Origin of the sequence: Olivibacter sp. SDN3 (assembly GCF_014334135.1) — a bacterium.
GTDB lineage: Bacteria > Bacteroidota > Bacteroidia > Sphingobacteriales > Sphingobacteriaceae > Olivibacter.
Window position 1 is genome coordinate 2,147,137 of record NZ_CP060497.1, and the last position, 23,514, is coordinate 2,170,650.

The following is a 23,514-nucleotide window of genomic DNA, read 5'->3' on the forward strand; positions in this document are numbered from 1 at the left end:
AGCAAATGTTGTTCGTTTTTGAACACTCATTGTCCGTTAGCGTTACATTGATTAGCGTAAGTAAAATGCAATTTACTTTATATTAATAACTTAATGGTTTGGAATGGGGATTGAAGTAAAGAAACCACTTGAGTGCATATATCTTCCATATCACCCCCTATGACCTGGCTCTTTTGGGAGCGATATTTATCGGGCTCTCTCTTGCTCTGCAATTGGGATTCGCCAAAAGGATAAACCGGGCTGCAAACCGCTTTTTGAGCTTGGCCATGGCTACAACGGTGCTGCGGCTGCTCTGGGTACTGGGCAGGAGCATCGGTCTTGAAACCTATTTTTCTCATTGGAGCTGGCTGCCGCTGCAATTTTCGCTGGCAATAGGTCCGCTGATCTTTTTTTATGTCCGCAGAATAACCTGGCCTAACAAAACATTTCGCTTTAAGGATCTTCTGCATTTCGGCCCGCTATTGCTCGAACAGGGTGTTCTGGTATTGGAGATGAAGGAGAGTATCAAGACGGGTGCGGCCACTTATCATACGCTGACCTTTCATCAGCTGAACCCTATATTACAATTGTTGGCATTTATTTCGGTCGGCACCTACCTATACGCATCTCATAAACAGATAGAGTACTTTTACCGAGGCTTGAAATTTAACGGGGGTGATCGGTATCGGTACCAATTGCGGTGGCTACGTGATTTATTGATAGGTTTTGGCTTTTTATGGCTATTGTGGCTACCTTTTACAGCTGTAGATTATTTTTACTACCATAACCAGTTAGGCATCCAGGCTTATTATCCTTTCTATCTTCTTTTAGCGGTAATGGCCATTTGGATGGCGATGGTGGCCCTTTTAAGGCCGGAAGTTAGCGTATCGGAAGATGCACCTTGGTTTTTAAGACCGGTGCTATCGGCTGAGTTGAAGCAGAAAGGTATTTGGCTGAAGAAAGTTGTCAAAACCAATTTCCATTACAAAGATCCGGAACTAAGTTTAAACTCGCTGGCCGAAAAGCTACAGCTAGGGCCCCATGAATTATCCCGGATCATCAATACTGTGCTCAAAAAAAGCTTCAATGATTTCATCAATGAATACCGCGTTGCGTACGTCATTCAGAAAATGCAGGACCCTGCTTATGATCATATTACCCTGCTGGGTATTGCATTTGAATCGGGATTTAATTCCAAAACTACTTTTAATCGGGCTTTCAAACAATTGACCGGGGAAAGCCCGGCTGCATATAAAAATCATCTGAAAAAAGAGCGCCCATCTTATAATCTGGGACGCTATCCCCGGTTTGTGGCGGTAATTTCGAATAATGAAACCACCCCAAAGTGGCCTCACGAGAAATCAAACCGCAGTTTTATGTTTAGAAATTATTTTAAGATAGCCAGGCGCAACCTAATGCGCAATAAAGGTTATGCCGCTATTAATATTATCGGATTGGCTGTTGGTATTGCCGTTTGTATGATGATCTTTATCATTATACAATTCCAAACAAGCTTCGATGAATTTCACGCAAAGAAAGATCGCACCTATCGGGTGTTAACTGAATATCATCATGCGGATGCCGTCAATACTTCTTATGAGAAAGGCATCCCTTTTCCAATGCCCATAGCATTAAAAACGGTTTTTCCTCAGCTAGAAGAAGTAGCTCCGATATATGCAAGCCATAACGATCAGTTACAGGTACTTGATGTTAACGGAAACCCTGTTAAGAATTTTAGAGAGCAGAGCGGCGTATTTTATACAACGCCTTCATTCTTTAACATATTTGATTTCCCACTGCTCGCAGGTTCATATGCCTCCTTAAAAGATCCGAACAATGTATTGCTTACCCAAGAGATTGCAGAAAAATATTTCGGTGACTGGAAGACCGCAATCGGTAAAACCCTAAAACTAACCGTATCCTATAGAATAGGTGCCGGATTATTTCAATCACCGCCCATCGAGCTGAAAGTTTCCGGCATTCTCGCCACCATACCTGCCAATACAGACTTTCAGCTGAAACTGGCAATTGCTTTCGGAACGGATTTTACAGGCGATAAAGAACACGGATTACAAAATCCCGATTGGAATGGAACCGCACCTGAGTTTGGTTGTTATATTTTGCTGCCGCCGCATATTGCTGTTGATGATTTTAATCAACAATTAAGCGCATTCGCACAAAAGGTACAATCTCCCGATCATAAGGATACTTATATTATACAAGCATTAAACGCGGTGCATTATGACACACAAACAGGTAATTATAGCAACAAAACAATCAGTTATGAACTGATCAACGTATTGTGGTTGATTGCAGCATTCATTCTGTTAATTGCTTGCGTTAACTTTATCAACCTCTCCACTGCACAGGCTGTTAATCGTGCCAAGGAGATTGGCGTAAGAAAGGTTTTGGGTAGTAACAAACTGCAATTGCAAATCCAATTCATCGTTGAAACATTTTTGATCGTTACCAGTGCTGTCCTGCTTGCGGTAGTTATTACTGTTCTCGCCTTGTCTTCTGTTAATCAACTTTTAGAATTTTCACTTTCATTCAACATACTGGGCAATCCTGCAATTATTTTATTTCTTTTGACGCTAACCCTAGTGGTAACCGCACTTGCCGGTTTTTATCCTTCTCTCGTTTTATCACGCTTCAATCCTGTTCATGCTTTAAAGAGTAAACTCACAATAAATACTGCAAAGGGAATTTCATTAAGAAGAGCATTGGTTGTGTTTCAATTTATCATTGCTCAGGCACTGATCATCGGCACACTCGTCATTGTCCAGCAAATGAATTATTTCATGAATCAACCCTTAGGCTTTGATAGAGATGCCCTAGTAAATGTTCCCTTCCGTCCGGATACTACCGTGCAGAGGGATTATTTAAGGCAACAGTTATTGTCAGTAAACGGCGTGCAAGCCGTAAGCTTCAGTTCCAGTACGCCGGTTGAAGACGATAATAATTTGTGGACTGAGTTCAAATTTGACCGTTCAATAAAAGAAGCAGACTTTCAAGCTATTGTCAAATTCGCTGACCACGAATATGTGCCGGCTTACAAATTACAACTGGTAGCCGGAAGAAATTTACAAGCCTCCGATCTGACAAGAGAATTTTTGGTGAATGAAACGCTGGTGAAAAATTTGGGATTTAAACGACCGGAAGATATATTGGGTAAAGAAATAAGCATATTTGGTGACCTCATAAAATGTCCTGTTGTTGGTGTATTGAAAGATTTTAATGACCGACCTTTTCATCATGCTCTGGCGCCATTGCTTATTACCACAAACGGCACCATGTATCGCCAGGCCGGAATGAAGCTTACAGCCTCAAACATTTCTGCTACAATGCAATCTATAAAAAAAACATGGGAGCAAATATTTCCCGATTATGTTTATGAATACAAGTTTCTTGATGATAAAATTGAAAGTTTTTACAAACAGGAAAACCAGTTAGCGGCTCTGTATAAAATTTTTGCAGCCATCGCAATCTTCCTGAGCTGTCTTGGGTTGTATGGTTTAGCCTCATTCATGGCCGTGCAGCGGATAAAAGAAGTGGGTATTCGTAAAGTGCTCGGTGCTACCACAGGTAATATCGTTTATTTGTTTTCAAAAGAATTTATTATACTCATTGCTATTTCCTTTGCGATTGCTACACCCATCGCATGGTATTACATGCACCAATGGTTGCAAGAATATGCTTATCGCATCAATATCAGTTGGTGGTTATTTGCTATAGGCGGGCTTGTTGCAATCATTATTGCACTTATAACAATAAGTTTCCAGGCAATAAAAGCGGCAAGGGCAAACCCAGTGAAGAGTTTGAGAAGTGAGTAGCTTTTGCCGGGTATATCCGTTATTCGTCCTAATTGTACCCATTAAATGTCAACGCCATTTCGTAACTTTCTACCGTAATCCGGAAAACGCTTGAAGTTAATCATCAAATGTCAAACAAATCATTCAAGCCTTCTTTAGACATGATAGCTTTTGATTGCACAACCGGTACTTACTGAAATTTTGTTAAGATTTGCTTGTTTTATGGAAATAGATTGGTATAGAATTTTTTTTGAAAAATTAAATCTGGAGTATGCGCTTGAGATTGTTGCGAGAACAATGGTAATGTTTGTTATTGTCCTCGTAATCATAAGGCTTTCCGGAAAAAGGGGCGTACGTCAATTGTCTATTTTTGAAGTTGCAATAATTATAAGTTTGGGATCTGCCGCAGGTGATCCAATGTTTTATAAAGATGTTGCCATTATACCCGCGTTCTTGGTATGCAGTACAATCATCATAGCATATAGATCAGTAACATGGTTCACTGCTAAAAGCCGGAAAATTGAAAAATGGGTAGAAGGTAACCCTATTTACATTATTGAAAACGGGATGTTCGCTATTGATAATATTTCGAAAGATTCGTTAGCTATGGATGAATTTTTTGCTGAATTAAGACAAGTGAGCGTAACGCATTTAGGTCAGGTGGAAACTGCAATCCTTGAGACCAATGGAAATATCTCCGTTTTCTTTTTTCCTACGAAGGATATTAGATATGGGCTTCCGATATTACCGAAAGTTTACGGGAAACAGCATGTCGAAATTTCAGCGCATGGGACTTATGCTTGTGTTTTTTGCGGTAACCCAGCTTTCTTGGCTTCGGGGAAGCATACTTGTAACCGATGTGGCAAAAATAAATGGATAGCGGCTTCGAATTCAGACCGCATTAAGTAGCTCCAGCCATTGATGGAAATCGCTCACTTCAAAAAACATATAATCTGGATTTAGTGCACGCAGTTTATCTGGCTCTGCTGTTTCCGCCCATGCGGCAGCAACGATAGGAATACCTACTTCCCGGCAGGCTAATATATCGCTCGGCGCATCGCCAATGTAAATAACCTGGTCTTTTTTCGTGTCAGGTGTATGCTTTAAAACGGTTTGTATTCCTTCAACCTTTCTGGGGCCATCCGGTGATCCGGTTTCTATGACGTCAAAGAAATGGAGAAGGTCGAAAAGTTTTAAGGAAATATTGGCGCTCAATGCTCCTTTTCCCGTAACAAGCGCCAGCATAACCTTGTTATTTTTCAGGTCTCTTAGGATTTCCGGTATACCCTCAAACGGTGTTGGACAGATATGGTGCAGCGTCTCGTAATTACGTAAGTAGTTTTGAACCCCTTGTTCGTAGTGGTCGGGAGCCAATGCACTAATTGTGCCTTCCTCCGATGGACCGAAAGTAGCTATAATTTCCTGATCAGAAATCGACTTTCCAATCAATGGTTCTATGGAATGGCGAAAAGCCTGAATGCAAAGTGGAAGGGTATTCGCTATAGTACCATCTAAATCAAAAATAACCGTCTTTATCTTATCCATATCTAAGTTGTTAAAAAACGAAGTTACTAAATCTATCGAGTTTTTGCTCCCTGATAATCGGATACGATTTTTGTTTTGTCTATCTATACGTTGCTCGGTCGGCTATTGCCAAAGCCTTGATCAGCGGCGATTGTAGGCGTGATAAGACAGCAAAATAAATCGTAACTTTGATAGAATCATTTATAAAGTGACCGGAGGCACAATTGAAATGGGTGTTATAGAAATACTAAAAAGACAGGAAAGACAACAGGCGGTGGCGCAGAAAAGCTATGAAATCGTCAGCAACCTGATTATGGATTTTGGCATTACCTGATAAACTAAACCCAGTTTTGGCGATAATGATCCTTGGAAATATCCATTATTCGGATCTTCGTTTTTAGAATAGTTGTAACGTAAACTGGACATCGCCAGGAAATTGTTGAAACGGTAAAACCTTATTAAAGAGGAATGCCTGGTTTTTAGACGGCCAGGCATTCTTCTTTTAATTAATACCCAGGGTTCTGTTGTAAATTTGGATTTCGGTCACGTTCATATTGTGGTATGGGTAACCAGTACATACGCGGTGCTACGAAACTGCGCTCTTCAACAACCGTTTCCGGGGTGCCTGTATGTGCCCTGTACTCTGTTGTGCCATCTAGCTTTTTAATGATGACCACACCAGTTGCATTTCTATTCATTACATCCTCAGCTATCATCCAGCGCCTGATGTCGAAATAGCGATGTTCTTCAAAAGCCAGTTCGATACGCCGCTCGTGCCTGATTTTTTCTAAAAGTTCCGTTCCACTTGCAGTTATTTCGGGCATGCGGGCACGATTACGGATCATGTTTACACCCCAGCGTGCATCACCTTCATTTCCTGCATGGTATTGCGCTTCCGCATAATTGAGATAGGCTTCTGCTAAACGGAACCAGATCCAGTTTTGAGCTGAACGACCAACAAAATTCCAACTGTTGGCAACGTAACCTTCGTTAATAAATTTGCGCATATTGTAGCCGGAAGTACTGGTGTTCCAAGGTTCTGTACCATCTCGAGTATCTCTGCCGCCGGCTAGTGCATTGGTGCCGGATTGTTCCCTGAAATGTGTTTCTAGGGTACGGTCTTTCCATGAGGCACCATCATATAAGACATAAGCGTACAATCTGGGATCGCGGTTGGCGTATGGGGTGCTTCTCAGAGTGGGGTTATTCCAATTAAAGGGCAGCGCCTGTCCTTCCTGTAAGACTTCAAAATCATCTACAAATTCTTGGATAGGCACATTGCCGCCCCAACCTCCATAACCATTTGGGTAGTTGACCTGATCAATATAGTGCATGTTATTGGGCGAGCCATAATTCTGTCTGGAAAATAGGACTTCGCGACTGGATTTGTCAAGGAACATCTCGGTATAATTTGTTTTGACATCATCTCCATATTGGTCATATAAGCCATAACCATTAGCAGAGGCCAGATCGATAACTGCTTTTGCCGCATCTGCGGCCCTGATCCAGCGATCAACTGACGGAGTGGTATAGCCTACCAGTTCATCCTGCACCTGTTCATTCATAAGTGGACTTGCCGCGTACAGTAGCATACGTGATTTGAGTGCTAAAGCCGCTACACTGGTTGCACGTCCGTTATCCGATCCACTAAAAGTTGCCGGAAGGAGAGAGGCGGCTTTGTCACATTCATTCACGATGAATGCGACACAAGTCTCGTAGTCGTTACGGGGCAATTGGGCGCCTTCTTCCATATTATCGAGATCGTAGGCTACTGTTACCAAAGGAACACCGCCATATTTGCTAACCAAATCGAAATACATTAAGGCCCGGATGAAAGTTATTTCGCCTAGGAAACGGTTTTTGAGTTCCTCATCAGTAAAAGGTACCTGATCAATGTTCTGAAAGAAAACATTGCAGTCTTTGATATTATCCCAAATGGTTTTCCAGTTGCGGTTGTCGCCTCCGTACCAGCCGCCATTCATACGGCCGAGATCATTGGGATTAACAAAACCTCTGGTGATGGGCTCGCAACCCCGGCTCCAAATCAGATAAGTCTCATCCACAACGGAGCTCATCCACGATTCTGTCCAGCCCCATCCGATCTGATCGTAACGGCGATTAATGAAGGCCTGTACGAGATTCGGGTCATTCCATACATCGGCATCCGAAACTGAATCCAATGGTTTTAAATCCAATAGGTCGCGCTTACATGAGGCGAAGGTGATACTGATGAAAAAGAAGGCCAGTAACAGAGTTTTACAAGTAATTTTATTATACGTAATCATGATCATGTAAATTAAAAAGTGACGTTTAAACCAGCATTGAATACTCTTGTCTGCGGAGTGTTCCAACCGGCATAATTTTGATCATTGGGATTGGCTTCGGGATCAAGGTATTTTAACCTGTCAAATGTCAACAAGTTGAAGCCGCTGATATAAATCCGCAAAGCTGAGAATGGCAGGCGTTTTAGCAATTCGTTATCCAGACTGTAACTGATCTGCAGGCTTTTTAAACGAAGAAAAGCGGCATCACGAAGGAAATAGGTGTTCGTGTAATTAGTAGTAGGTATGTTCTCCCTGTCGTAAAGCCTAGGTCCGGATGCGTCGGGGTTTTGCTCCGTCCATCGATTGTCAAAATATTCCTGTGTAAAATTGCCGATAGTACCTGATTGGAAATATACATATTTCTGTGCTTGGGCCTGTCCCTGCAGTAAGGCATTGATATTCCAGCTTTTGTAGGAAAAGTTCAACGGTAAACCGAATGTTATCCTGGGTATGTCTGTCAACTCCTGGCGAACGCGGTCATTACCATTGATTTGTCCATCACCGTCAACGTCGCGGAAGATGAGATCACCAGGCTGGGTCCCTGGAGCATGAGGGGTACGGTCGATCTCTTCCTGCGATCTAAAAATGCCGATGGCCTCCCATAGTAAGGGCGCGCCGATAGCTTTTCCCGTTTGCATTTGCCAGGGAAAAGCGCCGGCAGCCTCGTCCATAAAATCAATTTTGTTTCTGTTGTAGGCTATATTCCCACCAATGGATAATTGGGATTGCCCAATGGTCATACTGTAGTTGGCACTGAGCTCAAACCCCCTATTGGACACCTCACGGATGTTTTCATCAGGAAGGTCGAGTCCCAGATAGTCAGGAATCGACGAACTTCTCGGACCGAGAATATTAGCACGTTTCGTATAAAAATAATCGATATTAATGGAGAGCTTATTGTTGAACATTGCCGCATCCAAACCACCATTGTAGGTGGTAGCAGATTCCCAGGTAATATTGGGGTTGGCTAGTACAGAGGTGATCAGGCCTGGAGCTAAAGTGGGATTACTTCCACCGAATACCCCTCCTTCTACGTTGGTGATCAGATAGCGGGTCAAAAATTGAAAGGCACCTACGTCGTCATTACCGAGCTGCCCATAGGAGCCCCGTAATTTCAGGTCGTTGATAAAAGAGAGCGGATGCATAAAGTCTTCCTGCGAAATCCGCCAACCAGCGGAAATACCTGGAAAAAAACCATAGCGTTTGCCCGGAGCGAAAATGGATGAACCATCGTAACGCCAATTGAATTGTAAAAGGTATTTGTCGGCATAGCTATAATTAAAGCGGCCGAAATAATTCCTGCGCGAGGTTTTTATGCCATTGCCGTCGGTCTGCATAGCAGAGTTGATCTCGCCGGCAAAAATTTGGTCAATCTCGGTTGATAGCAAATTGTTGCGGAAGGCACGAAGGTAATCTGCATTGGTACTGTTTTGCTCATAAGCAACAAAGACGCCAACGTCATGTTTGCCGAAAGTCCGATCATAATTCAAGCGCATATTAGCGGTGATACCAAGAAATTTACGCATATTATGGTCGATACTGCCCGTTTGAAGGCCGTAACGTACACGTGACGGTTCGCCATCTTCCAGCGCGTAGAGGTCAAAACCTTTGTGCAAATGCTTATATAGATAATTGGAACCATCAAAATAAGCCCCTCCGGTAAGGGACAAACCCGGTGTGACATAAGCCATCTGATGGGTAAAACCAAAATCGACATTGTAAAACTGCCTTTCGTCGCGTTGATAACCGGCGAGATCGGTGGCAGCAGCTACAGGGTTAACGTCGTCGCCCAGCGCTAAACCCGGGAGATCCGTGCCGGGTAGATAAGCCATCTGTATAGGTTTTCCTGATAAAATATACCGATAGATAGTCTCTGAACTGTGGTGCGGACTGTTGCGATCTTCCTGACGGCCAGCAACGTTGAAAAAGACACTCAGATTATCGGTCACCTGAGCATCTAGGTTGCTGCGGAAATTATATTGCTTGAAATTGGATACGCCGTTGCGGTAATAGCCATCTTGGAACTGGTGTCCGAGCGAGACATGATATTTCACTTTCTCGGTTCCACCACTGAGCGATAGGTTTTGCCTGGTCTGCGGGCTAACAGAGGCTAGAGTGGTGGCAAACCAATCTGTATTGGGGTGTGTTGCCGGATTGGAGCCGTCACGGAATTTCAGTATGTCCTCTTCGGTGTACGTGTGGCTTTGGCCGGCGGCTGTATTCAGTTCGTTGATAGCAGTCGCATAATCACCTGCATCTAACATCTTCGGAATACGTGTGGGCTGCCTTAACCCGTAATCGAAGGTGTAATCAACAGTTGGCCTTCCGATACGCCCGCGCTTAGTGGTCACTAGTATAACACCATTGGCCGCCCGAGCACCATAGATGGCTGCGGAAGCATCTTTCAGTACCGTAAAGGTTTCGATATCATTGGGGTCTAGACGGGAGAAACCACCCTCACGTGCGGGAACTCCGTCAATCACAATCAACGGTTGGCTGCTACCGGTGGTACTGATTCCACGAATAAGAATATTAGAGTCGTCAAAACCCGGTTCGCCGGAAGCATTCATGCCGATAAGGCCCGGTAGCCTTCCGGCCAGCGTGTTGGACACATTGGTTGCCGGAACGGCTTGTAGCTCTTGACCGGAGACAGAACTGATAGAACCTGTCAGATCTTTTTTCTTCTGTGTACCGTAACCTACAACCACCACCTCATCCAGATTGGCCACATCTTCTTCCATTGTTACATTGATGACCTGTGCATTAATAGCTTTTTCTTGCGTAACGTAGCCGATATAACTGAAAGTCAGGCTCCCTTCCAGACTTTCCAGACGGATGGTATAGCGTCCTTCATTATCAGTGGTAGCACCTTTTTGACTGCCTTTGAGCAGCACACTGATACCTACTAAGGGTTCTCCACGGTTATCCGTAACCGTTCCTGATACGTCGTAAAGTTGTTGGCCGTAAAGCAGCTGCCCCAACAGTATGGAAAACAGGAATACTGGCCAAAATTTTCGACGAGAATGTTTAATGGGTGTTCTCATGGTTTAATTAAGTTTAAGTGAACAATTGGTCTTTGGTCCCGGTGCGTATAAAGTGTTTATTATACAATTATTACATATGATTGAGCGTATAGGAAATCCTGGATGGAGTCATCCAAGATATTGATATCTACGCTCAATAAATGTTACTTACAGGTTTGAATAAGCATTAAAGGATATTCAAGTCTGGAATGGCTGTGATGGGATGGCCCGGATATTATGTCTTATTAAAGACAGGTAATTGTTTGGTTGATTGGTTCATACGCATTGGTTAATGTTGGTGTTTAAGTGGTTAATTATTGTCAATATTACAATTAATATTTTTTGTTTGCAAGTATCGGTGCAATTTATTTGCTTGGTCCGCTCAACACGGGCTCTCTTCAAATGAAACCAATGTGTTGAACGGACGGCCAGTTGTTATTGATTTTTTAGCAACTTCTGTTATAAAAAGGCGAATTTATCTAAGTTTGACAAGCACAGAGCTATGAGGCCCCAATTCCTGTTGAAAACGGTTATTTACTGCAACTTGTTGCCCGGTCCATAAATCATACGCCTCAAAGTTTCCTTCCAGTCCAAGATCTGCTAAATCCACGGAGACAGCAACGGGTGTTGGATCATCGTTCAGGTTGAATAAGGCCAAATAGACCTCACCGCTTTTTGGATTTTTGGAGGTGATGGCGACCTTGCCATCTTGCTGGAAAATCTGCCGTACATCGGTGCTTTCCCGGTGCATCTTTAATACTTCTTCATTGGTTAACAGCGATAAAGTGAAATCATCATTGCTGGGTAAATCGCCACCGAACATCAATGGAGAGCGGAAAATGGTGAAGAGATTCATCAAGGTATACTGCTCATCGTGTGTCAGGCGGGTCATCCGATCCTCGCCCCGTTCACCACGGATGGAAATCCGGCCTAAAGGTATCATGTCGCAATCGGGCCAGGCACCGGGAGCGATATAGGGATACCATTGTTCAGATATTTTAAATAAATGGGTAATGTGATCCCAGGTATCCCATACATCATCCACCATTCGCCACATATTGGCATGTGAGCTGACATGTGCAGCTGAACTGATGGGTGTTTCGCCGGGGGAAGTACTTAAAACGATGGGCCGTCCGCATTGATCAATTGCCCTTCGGATTAATTCAATCTCGCCCTGGTGATAAGGCCGCGAGAGATCGTCTACCTTGATAAAATCCACTCCCCAATCGGCGTACATATTGATGATCGAGTTGTAGTATTCCTGAGCACCGGGCTTATCTGCTACAATAGTATAATTATCCCGTAACCATTCACATTGCAATTCGGTACTGTAGATCTGGTCGGCAGTGATGCCGTCAGTACCGAGAATGGGCGTCTTCCTGGCAACTGCTTCCTTCGGGATGCCCCGCATAATATGTATACCGAATTTCAGACCCTGTTGGTGTATGTATTTGGCCATATCCTTGAAACCATTGCCTTCCTTTGCAGAGGGGAAACGATTAACTGCAGGCAGATACCGGCCGTATTCATCCAATACATAGATGGGATCGGTTTGATTGTAACCACCCGCTTTATCGTTTTCAACAAACCATCGGATATCAACCACAATATATTCCCACCCATGTTTCTTTAAATTTTTGCCCATATAATCGGCATTGGCCTTGACCTCGTGCTCTTCTACCGTAGGACCGTAGCAATCCCAGCTGTTCCATCCCATAGGAGGTGTTTGGGCCCACTGCTTGAATGTTTGTTGGTCGGTTTTCGACAGCTTGTCAGTATCTTCTTGTGCCGGTAGGTTGCCAGAGAAAAGCAGGGCCGCTCCTACAATAATGCTTAATAATTTTGTCATTGTCATTTGAATAAGTTGGTTTAAATGTTGGTATAGCTAATGAAGTAGTAAATATACATTTTTTATTTAAATGTCAAATAAACATTTATTTTGTATCCCTCAGAGAACATACAATTTAGCTTTGCTATTGCTTTCGATCAATATGGAGCCGATCTTACGGTTCTTCGAACTAAACCAAACCTGATCCTCCTCCCGAAATAGCCACACTGAAGTCTGGATGTATGGCATAGAAATGTTCGGCCAGCATAACAGATAGATTGACTTCCGTATCGGGTCTTTTTACTTTGATTGAACGTCCATCATTGCGGCAGGCACAGAAAAAAATAAGCAAGGAGAGTAAATACCGTATATATAGATCTTTTAGCAGATAGACAGATGTAATAAATTAGATGTTATCTCACGGTTATGTTTAGATAAAGGAAAATATTGGCAGAAAGGTATTGCAAGTTGCTCCCGGAGAAAATATTTCCGAATTAAATAAAAGATCTTTATTTTGGGTTTGTCCTTTGAAGGGAGCTGAGGCAAGCGGAAGTTTGACACGATGTTGCTGTTCAGCGCAAGTGAAAGGAGGCTACTTTAATGATAAGTCAACCTCCTTTTACTTCACATTATCTCACCGTGGGATAGCTAATACCCAGTTGCTCCAGGTAAGTACCATATTTGCTGGGATCAAAATAATATTTTTTCATGAGCGGACGGAATTCTTCCATTATTTTTTTATTCAGATAGGTAGCAGGTTTATCTTTTTCTGAAACCAAGGGGGTGTATTTTACTTCTTTCGTCTGCACCTCATTGAAATAAGTCCAGGCATCATTGATAATTTGTGGATCTACAAGCATATCCAGTAGGGTAAGGGCTTCCACTTTGGCTCCGGCGATGACGCCTTTATGTGCAATGGGTGTTGCCATCGCGATGGCATTAGCCCAGTGATGACCGGGTAAACCGGGGATGTTGGATGGATAACGCAGTACTACGGTTGGCACATTCCAGGCAATGTCTGCAATATCATCCGATCCTCCGCTCATGTGGGATGGATTGGTATTGGGAACACCGAGTTTACCTAATTCAACATTCATTCCTTCTTCTTTAACCTGCAATTCCTTTTGGATGCCTTTGGCAAGTTGCTGATCCTGCTCGCTCCATGTGGGTAAACCTACCGCCTGAATGTTTTTATACATGGTTTCGGCAATTGTTTGGTTAAAATGCCCTGGCCAAGCACTGCCCAATACTTCGTAGCTCATTTTGGTATTGGTCATTTTGGCCGCACCTTCAGCGATCCGAATGCCATCCTCGTACATTTGGATAATCTTTGGATAGGTTTTTTCCCTAAAATAGTACCAAACGGCTGCTTTGGAGGGAACGACATTGGGCTGATCACCGCCATCTGTCACGACATAGTGGGAGCGCTGTGTAGGCTCCATATGTTCGCGATGGTAATTCCAACCCACATTCATGAGTTCCACGGCATCTAAAGCACTTTTTCCACGCCATGGCGCACCACCTGAATGAGCGGCTTCCCCTTCAAAATTAAATTTTACGGAAATCATTCCGTTCCCGCCGCTGTCGCCATAGGATACGCCAAGGTTGTTGGCCACGTGCGTAAAAATACAGGCATCAATATCTTTAAAATAGCCATCACGTACGTAGTAGGCCTTTGTGCCCAACTGCTCTTCCGCCACACCCGGCCATAAAACCAAGGTGCCGCTGATTTTTTCGCGCTCCATAATCTTTTTAAGCGCCAATGCAGCGGTAATATTCAAAGGCACTCCCGAGTTATGGCCTTCTCCATGCCCCGGTGCACCTTCTACCAAGGGGTCGTGATAGGCCACCCCGGGTTTTTGGGAAGCTTTGGGGATACAATCGATGTCACTGCCAACGGCGATGACGGGTTTACCGTTTCCCCATTTGGCCAGCCAGGCTGTCGGAACACCGGAAATACCTTGCTCGATGGTAAAACCGTTTTTCTCTAGGATTCCGGTTAGGTAGCGAGAGGTTTCTTCTTCCTGAAAACCTAATTCGCCAAAACTGAAGACCATGTCTACCATTTCCTGGCTCATCTTCTGCTCCTTATCGATTTCCTGAACAAGCTCTTTTTTTAAAGCGGCCAATTTTTTGGCATTGATCTTTTGTGCAAAAAGAGGGGTGGGAGATCCAGCGGGTATCACACCGGTTACCAGGAGGACAAATAAAAGTTTGCTAATGAGTTGTCTTTTCATGTGGAGAAATTAGTTGAATAAACAGATTTGATCGATGAAATGAAGCGATGGCGATCCTATGGGAGCACCGGGAGGTATCTGCATAGGGGCTTCAATTTCAAATTTGGCCGGATTTTCCCGGAAAGTGTTAATTTGAGCTAAGCCATAGTGTAAATTGGAAGCGTACGATGGTGAAGCGGTGTTGAGATGATCTTGCATCCACGTGGCGAGGTGCTCTATCAGATAGAGCGCTTGGCCTTTCACTACGGAGGATGTTTCTTTACCGGCTGCTAATTGTAACAGGTACTGCAAAGTGACATTGTTTACCATGGCCTGTAATTCGCCCTTATATCCGGCAGCGAGAGGTTTCTTCCAGGTAAGCTCCAGGAGCTTTTCAACCACGGGAATAAAACCGGGCTGCTTATCATCCCTGCCCTGATATTCAATTAAACGGGCGGCGCGTGCGGGGTCCAGCAGGTAGGTCAGCGTCGTACCGGCCACTGTTTCGGCAGTAGCGATGGGATCAAAGGTGGGACCGGTGTAACGGTTAAAGACTTCGCGGTTCTGCGGGTATCCTGAAGGGCGGGGAGGGATTTTCTGTATTAACTGTTCGGGCAGTGAAAGCGCATCTGCCTGAATCGTGCTGATTAAGGCATCAAAGGCTTTCCATTGTTCTTGAGGTTCAATGAGTTTGGTAATAACCTGTCCGTCATTTTTGATGGCATGGGTAAAATACAAGCCACCTAAAGACTTGGCTGCGGCTTCTATCTGGTAACGGTGCAAGAGATAAATGGGTACCAATACTTCTTCCAATATGGCCATAGGTGCACCTTCGGGAATGGCTTTCTCTGAAAAATTCTGTAGTAGCTGGTTCCGGATATGGAGCAGGCGTTTTAGCTCATCTGGGGCATTGGTGCCTTCATCCCATTGGTTGGCGATAGGATGAACATAGCCACCGATATCTGGAATAAAGATATGTCCTTGTGCAAGTGTTTCTTTCATGATATCATCTAGGGCTTTGTTTTCATCGGTTCCTTCGGGAAAATCCTGGTATCCCCAGATAATAGCACGCTTATCCCATTCACCTATACCCACGGCATAGGCGTCTGCTATATCTATATTACCTTGATTGTTCATGCTGAAGCGAGGGAAGGGATAATCCATAACGGAAGCTCTATCTTTTGTGCTGGAGGTAAAATTGTGATATAAGCCGAGTGTATGACCAATCTCATGAGCGGAGAGCTGACGGATACGCGATAGTGCAAAATTCTGCATGTCGTCGTTTACTTCTTTACCATCTTCGTATTGTTGCAATAAGCCCTCAACAATCAGATAGTCTTGCCGGTGTCTGTCTGCTCCCAAGGTAACGACGCCTTTAATGATTTCGCCGGTTCGGGGATCTATATGCGACATGCCTGTTGAAAAGGCCCTGGGATTGCCTGTACGGTTAATCCAGTTCACAATGTTATACCGAATATCCATAGGATCTGCTCCTTCGGGCAGCTCTTTGATCTGAAAGGCATCCTTATAACCAGCAGCCTCAAAGGCTTGGTTCCACCACGCGCCGCCTTCAATAAGTGCTTTCTTGATCAGTGCGGGAGCACCCCGATCCACATAATAAATGATCGGTTTTACAGGTTCACTAAGCGCAGCGCTAGGGTCTTTTTTCTCCAGGCGTTGTCGGCGTGTAAAACGCTTTACGATGGGCTCTTTCATGGACGCGGAAAAATCCATGTAACTATACATATTGAAGCCCGAACGTGGATCAAATTTACGGGGCTTATACCCAGCATCAGGTAGTTCAACAAATGATTGATGCATCTTTACGGTAACCGCATTGGGGTCTGGTGCAATACCGGGTCCCATTCGCCAACCTCTGCCACCGGTACTGCCTCCTGTAAAGGTAATAATGGCTTCGAATTCCGTGTTTTTTGGAAAGTTTTTGGTGTTGTCCAGGTAGATAGCTGATCTACTTTTATCAAAATTGTAGGCAGGACTCATTTGCTGTGAGGCACCGGCGTTCAGGCCGGGAAGGTTATTACGGCCAATGCTGGCGGCTATTTTTTGACTATCCCTCACGAGAAATGGACTCAGGTCAATGAGTACTTTCCCCTGCTCAGTAGCTAAGGGCTTAAATGACCAGATAACAGATTGCGCAAAGGCGTTTTCTACGGCTTTTTGTTCATCTTTATTGTCGGTTATGGCTCGGTAAGCATAGTTCGGTTCTACCAGAAAAATCTTCTGTCCTACCTGGATAAATTTAGCAATGACTGCATTTGCCTGCCCCCGTTCTGGCCCACCGGAACCAACGCCATCGGTAAGAGAGGTGTAATACAAAAATTCTGAACCCAATTTATCTATTTCCAGATAAATTTTGTCATCTTTCTCATCATAATAGAAATTGAAATAACCGGGGTACGCCTTTAGATTTTTGACTTTACTGTTAATGCTTTCAGTGTCAACAGGCGTTGTTGTTGATTTTTGTGCCTGTACGGTTTGATAGGACAATAATCCACCTAAGAGGGGCAGCATTATAAGGAAACCCTTTGTAATCGTTTTTTTTAGGTACATCATACTTTTATCGTTTATAAATCTTTGTTAGTTAATAATTCTGAATTGGGCAAAGGAAAAATATAGGCCTCGTCTGTAGGTGCGACAGCAGGAGCGGTACCCTTTGCCGGGATAGTCTGCAAAGTACGCAATAGATCATTAGAGCGCAATCCTTCTCCTAAAAACTCTATCCGCCGTTCATGTAAAATGGTACTGATCAGGGCATCTGCATTGTTTATGGCACTTGCTGGAAACTGGTAGGAGGCATCTGCCCGATTTCTGACGTAAGTCAGCAGGTCGAGTGCTTTATCTTGATCTCCTACGTGCGCCGCGGCCTCCGCATAATTGAGCAATACTTCAGCGTACCGGATAACAGGAATATAATCTAAAAAGGGAGAGGGTTTGCTGTATTTTTTGAGGTACTTGGTAGTTCCGCTGGTAATGAACAGTCGACGTTGATCGTTCTCACGCCATTCCGTATCGGCTATGATACCCAGCGGATTTAAATTATATTCTGAGTTTCCCGGAGTTGTATTGAGATTGTAGCCAATAGACGATTGCCCGGTGGTAGAATCTAGATCCGTCATGGGCATGCTAAAGATAGATTCTGTTGTGGTATAATTATTCGCTAGAAAAGGTGTGCTGGCATCTTCTTGCAAGGCATGGGCTACGCCTGTTTCGGCCCGGTATGGAGCATTGGCCGAAACGATTTTCTGCGCTTCCTGAACCACCATGCTGTAGTTTCCCATGGTGAGGTAAACGCGGGTTTTAAAGGCGATAGCGGTGTTACGGTGGGCACGCGTGGTATTCAGTAGAGGGGTATCATAGGATTGGGGCAGAGCGGCCTCGGCCTCATCGAGATCTTTTACTATTTGTGCATACACTTCGGCTACAGAACTGCGGGCTAAGGAATTGTTGGCCGATGAAGTTTCGGCCAGCAGGCGCAAAGGTAAACCCGGAGAGCTACCATTATTTTCAATATAGGGCCTTGCATAAAGGGTAATCAGGGCAAAATAAGAAACCGCACGCACAAATTTAGCTTCGGCAGCGTATGCAATAGCTGCTTCAGGGTCTACTCTATCAGCATTGTCTACCAGTCCCTGTAAAAAAATATTGCATAAATTAATGGTACGATATGCAGCAATCCAAAGATTCTGTGCTTCATTAGAGCCAGCATTTAAGGTATGGTTCCAGGAATCAAAAGCAGTAAAAAGATTGGCCGTTCTATTGATATATTCTTCACCTCTTACCTCGCAATAAATGTAATAACGACCGCCATAGAATTGCTGGTCTTTCATACCTCTATATAGTCCATTTACCAAAGCCAAAACACGTTCTGGTGTATCAAATGTTTGTTCCTGCGGAATGTAAGTAGTGGGATCTGGATGCAGGTATTCCTGCTCGCTGCAAGAACCGAAGCATAACACGGTAATCATTAATAATTGAATACTGTGTTTTAGCATTTTATAATGTTTGTTATTCATAATCTGTAAATTTTACTACTGAATCTTTTTTATTAGAAACCGACATTTACACCAAGTGTGAAAGTGCGTGCTTGCGGTACGGAATTTTTATCAACGCCCGGCGTTAGGTTGTCGTTGCCATTGGATGAAAGCGCTGGATCGGAGCCACTATAGCTGGTAATTAAAAACGCGTTAAACACCTGACCATAAAAACGAACGGAACTGATGCCTGATTTGCCCAGTAATTTTGCTGGAAGTCGATATCCCAATGACGCTGTCTGCAGTCTAAGAAAATCTGCTTTTTCGACGTTTTCCGATATAGGGTAGGAAGAACCATTGGAAATAACATCGCCATACACGAGGCGGGGGATGTCTGTTTGCTGACCAGGGTTTGTCCACCGATCATAGATCTCGGTATAATTATTCCAGAAGCGTTGGTCACGTAAGGTCGCTTTAGTGCCATTTTGGATATGATTACCACCAGAGTATACAAAACTTAGGTTCAGATCAAAGTTTTTATATTGAAAGGTATTGTCAAATCCGCCATACCAAGTGGGAAGTGCATTACCCAGCAGATAATAATCGGCACCTGAAATTGCCTGAGCCGGCGAACCGTCCAAATAAGTCCATCTACTGCCACCCGCGGCTACAGCATGGCTGTACTGCACACGTTCACCAGCACTATTGATGAAGATACGCTGTCCTGTTTCGGGATTTACACCATCTGTTTTGGCGCCATATAAGCTGCCAACGGAATAGCCTACCCGGGTAATATTGGTGGCCTCTGCTGCCGTACTGGTCGAACCAACGATATCAGCGTCACCTTCGGCCAAGGCGGTAACGCGGTTTTTAATACTTGTAAAGTTAAAGGACGAGTTCCATGTAAAGCCATTTCGCTCTAAAACAAGTGCGTTGAGCGTCAATTCGAATCCACGGTTATACATGGAGCCTACATTCAACATAATGCCGTTATCGGGAATACCTTTTGATGGGGTTTGGGGGGCATTCAGAATTAAACCATTCACATTATTGTAGAAATAGGTCATTTCTATCTGCAAACGGTCGTTGAAAAATCCTAAGTCGGCCCCAATGTTCGTTTGATCACTGGTTTCCCACTCCAAACCGCTATTTCCGGCCTGGTAGTAATTCAACATGGGCGCATCGCCATACAGGGCCGACTCATATAGGTTTAGTGAGGCAAACTTATTTGGATTATTGGCATTTCCTACGCGCCCCCAGCTGCCGCGCAATTTCACGCTGTTCATGATTTCTGCTAAGGAAGACGCCTGGTAGAAATTCTCCCCCGAAAGTGTCCACCCGACAGAAGCTCCGCCGAAATTTCCGAACTTTGTTTTTTCTCCCAGTATAGAATTACCGTCTCTTCTGAAGTTGATGGTTAAAAAATAACGTTTCCCATAGTCATAATTAACTCTGGAAATATAGGAAATAAGGGATGATTCAGTATCTAACATACTGCCAAATGGGATAATGCGTCCATAGCTTCCTTCGAAGTTATCGTAATATTGGTCGGATAACTGCGTGCGGGTAGCGCCCCAACGGTTGAAATAGAAATGCTGCACTTCATAACCGCCTAATAGCGATAAGTTGTGCTGGCCAAAGGTTCTGCTGAACGACATCGTATTGCTCCAGTTCCAGGTGTTGATGCTGTTAACGGTGTTTATGGCATTACCCTCGGGTGTAAAACCAGGCCCATGTAAGGCACTTTCAAAAGTTTTGTTTTCTACTTTCGTCCAATCTACAGCATAACTTGTTTTAAAGTCCAGTCCCTTAAGCAGCGTGACGGTAGCTCCTACGTTACCGATAATATGATCATTTTGCGCATCGTATCTGTTCAGTCCCAATAGGGCGGTGGGGTTATAAAAATTACTGACAACCGTATTATTGCCCATGCCCATCGAATTGGTGCTGCTGGCGATATTGTAGGTGCCATCGGGATTGTATGGGCTGACGTTAGGAGCGGTTAACCAAGCCAGACGGGCGATACCGGTAAGTAAAAAGGCATTGCCCCGCAGCGATCCCGTGTTGGGAGATTGGTTATTGCTACGGGTATAATTGGCTCCGCCGGTTAATTTTAACCAGTTCGTTAAATTGTGATCTACATTGAAGCGTACACCGATTCTGTCAAATGCATTATTTTGGATGAAACCTTTTTGATCGGAATAATTGGTGGAAAAGAAGTATTTGGTGTCTTCTGAGCCTCCGGTAACGTTGAGGCTGTGATTGTGGGAAAAACCGGTACGGTAGGTTTCATCGTACCATCGTGTATCTACCAGCGATCCGTCTTCATGATAAGAGGGGAAGAAATAGGCATCTGCAACATTATCGTCATCAGCATTTCCACTTAAAATTTTCGAGTTCAGTACCGACTCATTTTTTATTTCCATGAACTGTTCGGCGTTTAGCATCGTTGGTAGCCTTACAGGCTTGGATATGCCGGTCCACCCTTCGTAATTGACACGTGCTTTGCCCGTTTTGCCTCTTTTTGTAGTGATAATCATCACGCCAGCTGCTCCTCTTGAGCCGTAAATAGAGGTGGAAGCTGCATCTTTCAGTATGTTGATGGATTCAATATCTGCTGGATTGATGTCGCCCAAAGGATTATTGGTCACATTGGCATTAGAGGACACACTTTCTCCCGCATTGATTGGAATCCCATCCACGACAATAAGCGGGTAGGAACTTTGAGAAATGGAATTGACACCTCGGATACGGATAACCGGAGCATTGTTTAATACACCGTTTGGTTGCGCAATATTGACACCGGAGGCTTTACCGGCCAATGCCTGATCGAAACTTTGCACCGGTTGATCAGCCAGTTTTTCTCCGCCGATGCGGGTGGCCGAACCCGTAAATTCATCTTTTCGCTGTACACCATAACCCACCACCACCACTTCATTTAGCTCCGCAGCAACCGGCTCCAGCTGAAGGTTGATGACCGATTTGCCGTTTACAGGTAATTCGGTTGGTCTGTACCCCATGTAGGTAATGATTATTGTGGCATCCTGAGGTAAATCGTTGATCGCAAATTGTCCTTTTTCGTTCGTACTTGTTGTCAGATTGGTCCCCTTGACTTTAACGGCCGCGAATGGAATTGGTTCTCCGTTCTCATCTGTAACTACACCGCTTACACCTTGCTGCGTTACTTTTACAGATTTTGGCCGAATAGTTTCCGTTTCATTATAGGTATTCTTTTCGATGATAACGAAGAACTTGTCGTTGTTCTTCGTATAAGTTAGTTTCTTATGGGCCAGTGCTTTTGTCAAAGCTGCCTCAATATTGGATGTATTATCAAGGACATCCATGTTTATTTGATTATTTTTTAATAAACCTCCGCGATAAGCAATGGAGACATTAAACTTTTCTTCTAGCTTTTTTAAAGCAGTCTCGAGACTTACCGTTTGAGTAAAGGCTCTGCTAAAAAGATTTTCTGTTATCACGGACATGCGGAACGGTTTAGAACCGGCCGCGACCAATTTTATGAGCTTCGGAGGCGTGAATACACCTAGAATCAAGGTCAAACATATGGTTTTTAAAAAGTTACGTATCATTAGAATTGTTTTTTTTGTTAAGTAAAAGGCAAAGCAGTTCCATTAACCAGTAAAATTGGTTTACCGATTTCTTCGTACAGGATAAATTTTACCTGTTCCTATTAGGTGTTTTGACCTAACAGCGCATAATAATGTGGATTGTTGATGGTTTCATGTTAGAGGGTCTGAATGTTAAAATAGTTTTTGTAAGTAAAAAAAAGGCAATAAAGAGCTGTTATGCATCAAAACATGCATGTAATTTTTTATCATAATGCCTGGCTTTTATCGATTTCTATTTGTGTGTAACGCGTTGCTTCGATTGAAATATGAACTGATTATTCTCTTTGTTAATATCCAGATCGTACAATAAAGCTATATTAGAAATCATATCTTCAACACCAATGTTTAAAGGCATAGATCCTGAAGCATCTCTTTTCAGTAAGGTATCATCTGCTATTGCCACTTCTAAACCATGCGTTTCTTTTAATGTTCCGAGTACTTCGGAAAGTGTGCTTTTGTTGAGTAAAAGCTTATGTTTTTGCCAAAGGAAAAATGCATCGATGGCAACATCGTTTTTTAGCTGATAAGTGCTGCTGTTTTTGTCCAAGATAAGATACTGACCGGGTTGGATATTCACTTCATAATTATCCAGTTTGCCAGTGTATTGAAAATTGATTTTACCTTCACGCAGTGCTATCGATGTCTGTGTTCTATTTTTTACATTGAATTCTGTACCTAAGACCTCAATAGACGTGCTATCGGACACATGCACGCTAAAACGTTGATTGTTTTGCTTATGTACCACAAGAAAAATCGCTTCACCGTTTAACCAAACTTCGCGGTTGGCGTTAAATTTTTTTTTGCTATAATATAAAGTGGAATGTCCATTTAATTTGACTTGCGACCCGTCGGGTAAGCGAATAACTTTGATTTCAGCGTAGTCTGTGTTGTATGTTATCGTAGTACCTTTTTGTAAGAATAAGAAGACCGTAAATAATAAAATAATAGCAGCAGCGTACCCAAGTATTTTTTTGGAGAAAGGGAATGGCTTGTACTTCTTCGAGGAGGATATATTCGCACGTGTTTTAATCTGCAGCAACATCTCTTTACCAAGAGAACGTTTTGTATGATTACTGAGCGTATTGGTGTATGCTATGGATTCATCGACAGCGTTATACCATGCTTCAAAACGCTGGTACATTTGGTTTTCTTCTTCTCGTTGTGTGTTGTTTTGATCCATTATGTGT

General features: G+C 43.6%; 11 protein-coding genes. 2 read left to right on the forward strand and 9 right to left on the reverse strand.

Annotated elements, in window-relative coordinates:
* Positions 1-128 precede the first annotated feature (128 nt).
* Both H8S90_RS08805 and H8S90_RS08810 read left to right on the forward strand, forming a co-directional pair.
* Complete coding sequence (locus tag H8S90_RS08805) at positions 129-3,812, forward strand: ABC transporter permease (protein WP_187342183.1); 3,684 nt, start codon at positions 129-131, stop codon at positions 3,810-3,812.
* A 150-nt stretch (positions 3,813-3,962) separates the two neighbouring features.
* Complete coding sequence (locus tag H8S90_RS08810) at positions 3,963-4,700, forward strand: YetF domain-containing protein (protein ID WP_255501877.1); 738 nt, start codon at positions 3,963-3,965, stop codon at positions 4,698-4,700.
* On the opposite strand, the gene H8S90_RS08815 is transcribed toward H8S90_RS08810, so the two are convergent.
* From H8S90_RS08815 to H8S90_RS08855, 9 genes are all read right to left on the reverse strand, one after another.
* Entirely contained in the window at positions 4,683-5,336 is a 654-nt protein-coding gene (locus tag H8S90_RS08815; protein WP_187342185.1) for an HAD family hydrolase, read from the reverse strand. The two genes, H8S90_RS08810 and H8S90_RS08815, sit on opposite strands and share 18 nt — an antisense overlap.
* A 485-nt stretch (positions 5,337-5,821) precedes the next feature.
* Entirely contained in the window at positions 5,822-7,600 is a 1,779-nt protein-coding gene (locus H8S90_RS08820; protein ID WP_187342186.1) for a RagB/SusD family nutrient uptake outer membrane protein, read from the reverse strand.
* An 11-nt stretch (positions 7,601-7,611) separates the two neighbouring features.
* A complete protein-coding gene (locus H8S90_RS08825) occupies positions 7,612-10,683 on the reverse strand; it encodes a TonB-dependent receptor (RefSeq protein WP_187342187.1) in 3,072 nt (1,023 codons plus the stop codon).
* Between the two features lie 454 nt (positions 10,684-11,137).
* Positions 11,138-12,511, reverse strand: coding sequence for a glycoside hydrolase family 27 protein (locus tag H8S90_RS08830; RefSeq protein ID WP_255501878.1), 1,374 nt, complete (start codon positions 12,509-12,511; stop codon positions 11,138-11,140).
* Between the two features lie 608 nt (positions 12,512-13,119).
* Complete coding sequence (locus H8S90_RS08835; protein WP_187342189.1) at positions 13,120-14,727, reverse strand: amidohydrolase; 1,608 nt, start codon at positions 14,725-14,727, stop codon at positions 13,120-13,122.
* 9 nt (positions 14,728-14,736) lie between these two features.
* Positions 14,737-17,280, reverse strand: a complete 2,544-nt coding sequence (locus H8S90_RS08840) for a zinc-dependent metalloprotease (protein ID WP_187342190.1) — start codon at positions 17,278-17,280, stop codon at positions 14,737-14,739.
* Positions 17,281-17,291: 11 nt separating this feature from the next.
* Positions 17,292-18,740: a RagB/SusD family nutrient uptake outer membrane protein gene (locus tag H8S90_RS08845; RefSeq protein WP_187342191.1), complete on the reverse strand. Its 1,449-nt coding sequence runs from the start codon at positions 18,738-18,740 to the stop codon at positions 17,292-17,294.
* A gap of 32 nt (positions 18,741-18,772) precedes the next feature.
* On the reverse strand, positions 18,773-22,288 hold the full coding sequence (locus tag H8S90_RS08850) for a SusC/RagA family TonB-linked outer membrane protein (RefSeq protein WP_187342192.1): 3,516 nt from the start codon (positions 22,286-22,288) through the stop codon (positions 18,773-18,775).
* 271 nt (positions 22,289-22,559) lie between these two features.
* Positions 22,560-23,507: a FecR family protein gene (locus H8S90_RS08855; RefSeq protein ID WP_187342193.1), complete on the reverse strand. Its 948-nt coding sequence runs from the start codon at positions 23,505-23,507 to the stop codon at positions 22,560-22,562.
* Positions 23,508-23,514 lie beyond the last annotated feature (7 nt).

What these genes read in the sequence shown, in the direction of transcription:
- H8S90_RS08830 (WP_255501878.1), bottom strand. Translation starts at nt 12,511, where the DNA reads ATGACAAAATTATTAAGCATTATTGTAGGAGCGGCCCTGCTTTTCTCT.
- H8S90_RS08855 (WP_187342193.1), bottom strand. Translation starts at nt 23,507, where the DNA reads ATGGATCAAAACAACACACAACGAGAAGAAGAAAACCAAATGTACCAG.
- H8S90_RS08845 (WP_187342191.1), bottom strand. Translation starts at nt 18,740, where the DNA reads ATGAATAACAAACATTATAAAATGCTAAAACACAGTATTCAATTATTA.
- H8S90_RS08840 (WP_187342190.1), bottom strand. Translation starts at nt 17,280, where the DNA reads ATGATGTACCTAAAAAAAACGATTACAAAGGGTTTCCTTATAATGCTG.
- H8S90_RS08835 (WP_187342189.1), bottom strand. Translation starts at nt 14,727, where the DNA reads ATGAAAAGACAACTCATTAGCAAACTTTTATTTGTCCTCCTGGTAACC.
- H8S90_RS08815 (WP_187342185.1), bottom strand. Translation starts at nt 5,336, where the DNA reads ATGGATAAGATAAAGACGGTTATTTTTGATTTAGATGGTACTATAGCG.
- H8S90_RS08820 (WP_187342186.1), bottom strand. Translation starts at nt 7,600, where the DNA reads ATGATTACGTATAATAAAATTACTTGTAAAACTCTGTTACTGGCCTTC.
- H8S90_RS08850 (WP_187342192.1), bottom strand. Translation starts at nt 22,288, where the DNA reads ATGATACGTAACTTTTTAAAAACCATATGTTTGACCTTGATTCTAGGT.
- H8S90_RS08825 (WP_187342187.1), bottom strand. Translation starts at nt 10,683, where the DNA reads ATGAGAACACCCATTAAACATTCTCGTCGAAAATTTTGGCCAGTATTC.